Annotated in this window: 5 protein-coding genes; 2 read left to right on the top strand and 3 right to left on the bottom strand. The window is 37.9% G+C overall.

What is annotated here, in order from left to right:
* Positions 1 to 276, top strand: a 276-nt coding sequence (locus VB714_RS21015) for a Uma2 family endonuclease (protein ID WP_323226644.1), incomplete at its 5' end; no start/stop codon positions are given.
* A gap of 64 nt (positions 277 to 340) precedes the next feature.
* Here the strand turns inward: VB714_RS21015 and VB714_RS21010 are convergent.
* On the bottom strand, positions 341 to 808 hold the full coding sequence (locus VB714_RS21010; protein WP_323226643.1) for a DUF4365 domain-containing protein: 468 nt from the start codon (positions 806 to 808) through the stop codon (positions 341 to 343).
* A 2-nt stretch (positions 809 to 810) separates the two neighbouring features.
* On the bottom strand, positions 811 to 975 hold the full coding sequence (locus VB714_RS21005; protein WP_323226642.1) for a hypothetical protein: 165 nt from the start codon (positions 973 to 975) through the stop codon (positions 811 to 813).
* 171 nt (positions 976 to 1,146) lie between these two features.
* Between VB714_RS21005 and VB714_RS21000 the strand changes: the two genes are divergently transcribed.
* Positions 1,147 to 1,713 (top strand): Uma2 family endonuclease, encoded by a 567-nt coding sequence (locus VB714_RS21000; protein WP_323226641.1) that lies wholly within the window; start codon positions 1,147 to 1,149, stop codon positions 1,711 to 1,713.
* Between the two features lie 89 nt (positions 1,714 to 1,802).
* Here the strand turns inward: VB714_RS21000 and VB714_RS20995 are convergent.
* A partial coding sequence (locus VB714_RS20995) for a tetratricopeptide repeat protein (protein ID WP_323226640.1) occupies positions 1,803 to 4,571 on the bottom strand: 2,769 nt, incomplete at its 5' end.

The raw sequence follows: 4,571 nt of genomic DNA, 5'->3' as shown, positions 1-4,571 counted from the left end.
GCTGCGGGACATCTTATCGATGCACCAGACTTAGCTGTAGAAGTTTTATCGAAAACGACTGCCGATCGCCAGCGAGACTATGAGGTGAAATTAAAACTTTATTCGACTCGAGGGGTTCGAGAATATTGGATCTGCGATCGTCAAAAAGAATCGGTTCAAATCTATCGACGAGAGAATGGCATTTTAAAATTAGCGGCGACGCTATTTTCAGAAGATACTCTAACCAGTCCTTTGTTACCGGAATTTAATTGTTTAGTCAAACGCTTTTTTGCTTGAGGTTTTTAATAAAGAACGATTTGGATTAGATTTAATTTTACTTCAGATCGCGATCGCCTTTCTTTCAAGTCAGAGAATATTGTTTGGCATCATACCAAGCTGCGATCGCTTTAACAATTTGCTCCAGGGCATTATCATCGAGAGGATACCAGCGATCGCGTTCCTCGGTTTCGCTTGTTTGGTTAGCTAAAAGAGGATATTTTAGCCATTGATAGTAACCGCGATCGTCTTCCATCGTGAAGAAAAAGACGCAAGCAGGAAAAGGTAAATCTTGATAGTAATGAATTCCTTTTTGAATGGGAAATTGGGAGCGATCGGTAATATCTTTAATCGCTGCATCTTTTGCTTTCACGTTAATACCAAACATTTTACCTGTCAAGACACCTTTATTTTGGATCGTGACTAACAGATCGAGTCCGCGATCGCGATCGTCGATTCTTTGAATACTTAAATCTTGTCTGCGAGTTAGATGAACAATCGCGAGATGTTCGGCGCGATTTTCTATAAAGTATTGTAAATCTTGTTGTAACATTCTTATCTCCATTTCGGATCGCAGAAGCGCGATCGTAAGGTTAAATCGTTCGGAGAAGTCCAGTAAGTGACTACTTCATCCCATAATAATGCTAAAACATCCGGATTGAGCGGATAGTCAGTACACAAACTTGAAAATCCTGTCGTATATTCGCCATTGGCTGACAAAATATAACCACGTTATAAGTTTATTCCTATATGCTCGATTTTTAAACTGTGCGATCGCGTCTCGTTGTTTTTGTAACCGTTGTTTGAGTTTCATTTTTGTATCTCCTTGAGTTAATTTTACTTCAGATCGCGATCGCATTACAATAAAAAATGCAGCTATCAAATCAAGCGATGATAATCTCAGCCTCCGAAAAAATTTGCTGGACGATCGCCGATCTGGAACACTTTCCAGACAACGATAAGCGCTATGAAATTATTGCAGGAGAACTATTCGTGACGAGGGTACCCCATTGGCAACATCAAAGAATTTCTGGAAACATTTACGCACAGTTAAATCTTTGGTGCGAAAAAACGGGTTTAGGAAGCACTGCGATCGCGCCTGGGGTGATTTTTTCGGAGGCAGATAGCGTTATCCCCGATGTAGTTTGGGTCAGTCAAGAACGCTTGTCAGATATATTAGATGCTGCGGGACATCTTGTCGATGCGCCAGACTTAGCTGTGGAAGTTTTATCGAAAACGACTGCCGATCGCCAGCGAGACTATGAGGTGAAATTAAAACTTTATTCGACTCGAGGGGTTCGAGAATATTGGATCTGCGATCGTCAAAAACAATCGGTTCAAATCTATCGACGAGAGAATGGCATTTTAAAATTAGCGGCAACGTTATTTTCTGAGGATACTCTAACCAGTCCTTTGTTACCGGAATTTAATTGTTTGGTCAAACGGTTTTTTGCTTGAGATCGTGATCGCCTTTCTTTCAAGCCAGAGAATATTTTTGGGCATTATACCAAGCTGCGATCGCTTTCTCAATATTGCAGATTTTTCCTTTAAGATTTGTTTATTTTTATCGCATCATCGAGAATTCTCATATAAGTTGCAACCCATCCTTTCTGACTTTCTTTGATAAAGACTTCAACGCGAGTCCCTATTTTAAGCTGAGAAATGCAGTCGGAATTGATAAAATGTTCGTGGAAGTAGATACTATTGCTGCGATCGCTGGGAGTAATCCACCCATACATTGTATCTTTTTGATTATGTTTGATTGTTGTAACTTTTCCTTGTTTGAGAAAAATTCCTGACGAGAGTTGCTTTTCAAGTTCTAGTATGTTTTTATTATTGGGTACGATCGTTAAGGCTCTCTGACAGTATTCTTTCGCTTCTTCTTTTCGATTCAATTTAACCAACACATACATTAACGGTTTAATTACAATTTCTAAACCTCTAGTGTTTTTTGAATTTTCCTCAATCTCAAAGCCTTTAATTAATGCAATGGCTGCCTGTTTGTCATTTTGATAGGCAAATAGAGCTTCTCCCATAGCAGTATGAACTTTGGCTAGGTGTTCTAAATTGTTCAATTCCTGTCCTAATTTAATACTTTCTCGAAAATTTATTAACGCGAGATTGATATTTTCTTGTCCTCCTTGTTTAGATAAAACTTGACCCAAACTATTGAGAATTAATGCTTGTCCTCGTCGATCTTCTAATTGAACTGCTATATCATAACTCTGACGGAAAGTTTTCTCCGCTTCAGCGAATTTTTGTTGACCTTTTAAAAGATTACCTAATTTATGGAGTTCGATCTCCATTCCTTTACGATCATTGATAGCTTCACTGACATCAATTTGACGCTGAAAAGCAGAAATAGCTTCCTCAATTCTTCCTTGCTGTTGTAATAGTCCTCCCATGCGGTTGAGGGCGATCGCAACAGATTGGTGTTCATTGATAGCTTCACTGACTTCAATTTGACGCTGAAAAGCAGAAATAGCTTCCTCAAATCTTCCTTGCTGTTGTAATAGTCCTCCCATGCAGTTGAGGGCGATCGCTACAGATTTTTGTTCATTGATAGCTTCACTGACTTCAATTTGACGCTGAAATGCAGCAATAGCTTCCTCTATTCTTCCTTGCTGTTGTAATAGTCCTCCCATGCGGTTGAGGGCGATCGCTATTTGTTTTTGGTCATTGATAGCTTCACTGACTTCAATTTCACGCTGAAAAGCAGCAATAGCTTCCTCTATTCTTCCTTGCTGTTGTAATAGTCCTCCCATGCGGTTGAGGGCGATCGCTATTCCTTGTTGGTCATTGATAGTTTTATTTAGCTTAATTTCTTCCTGAAAAATTTCAATTGCATTATCAATTTGTCCTTTTCGTTTGAAAACCCAACCTAAAACATTTAAGGCATTTCGTAAACTTTCTGTATCATCTATATATCGAGCAATACTAACAGCTAATTGCAGATTATCAATTGCTTCATCAAAATATTCTTGTTGTTCTAAAATTCTCCCCAGCCGAACAAGCCATTTTACGTGAGAACGTTTGCGAACCATTTCTGATTCAATATTTGTTAAAATTTCTGGAATAATTTGAAGAACTACTTTCGCATCTTCAAATTTTTCCTGTAACGATAAATATCTTGCCCGTCGGGTACAAAAAATAACAACAAATTCCCAATCTTTAGATTGTGTCGCAAACTCCTGAAAATCTTTCATGAGTTCGGCAGCTTTTTTCCAGTAACCATATTCTTCAAAAAATTCATGCAGAGATTCAATAAAATTATAATTTGCTATTTTATTATTTCGTAGCCATTCCCCAACTAAAATCAAGTCGTCTATATCCTCAGAAATCTGCGAAGCGATAACACTTAAATTCTCTGCATTTGATCCAATCCAATCAATAAAATATTTTGCGTGTCGTCTTTCTGCTATTTCTCGAAGTCCTCTTTGTTCTAATAAATTCTGTGAAAAATCTTGAACCAACGGATGAAAAACAAAACGATTCTCTCCTTCTTCGGTATAATTGATTAATGATAATTGATGAAAACGATCCAAATATTTTTGTGCCTTCCATCTATTTTCAATTTCTCCTGCTATCATAGCCGTTTTCCGTGAAAATCCATCTTCAGCACAAACACTCAGACAAGCAAAAAAATCAATCTCTTCTTCTGTCAATAAATCCAAACTGAGTCTCAATGAAGCTATTAAATTAAAATCATCATGATCTTGACTCATCAACTCTAGAATTTCTTCTTTGAGTTGCTCTAAATAATCCCCTACAGAACGCTTTGTTCCTTGTAAATGTCCGCCTGTAATCTGTAATGCTAAAGGTAGATTACCTAAATATTTAATGATTTCACGAGCAGCATCTAATTCTCTATTAATGCGCTGTTCTCCTAAAATACGTTGTAACAATAACAACGAGTCTTGTTCGATCAGAGGAGATAAATCAATTGTACCTTCATTGGGAATATCTAAGAAAAACGATAAACTGCGATCTCTTGTCGTGACAATAATTGCACAAACATTCCCACTAGGACGCAATTTTTTAATACTTGCTTCATCTGCATTATCAAAAATCAATAACATTCGACGAGAAGCAAATAACTCCTGCATAATTGTTGCTGCATCTAATGCTTGTTCATCCTCTTCCTCAAAAATAACTCCCATCTCTCGCGCAAAGTCTCTTGCAATCGTCTCCACATCTTTTCCATCCACTCGCAACCCAATCACCCCATCCGTAAAATGCTCTTTATACTGCGTGGCAAAATGACAAGCAAGGGCAGATTTACCAATACCTCCCGTCCCTGCTAAACTAACAATACT

Origin of the sequence: Spirulina sp. 06S082, assembly GCF_034932145.1 — a bacterium.
Lineage (GTDB): Bacteria > Cyanobacteriota > Cyanobacteriia > Cyanobacteriales > Spirulinaceae > CCY15215.
The sequence above is the reverse complement of the archived record's forward strand: the minus strand, read 5'-3'. Positions and strand labels throughout refer to the sequence as shown.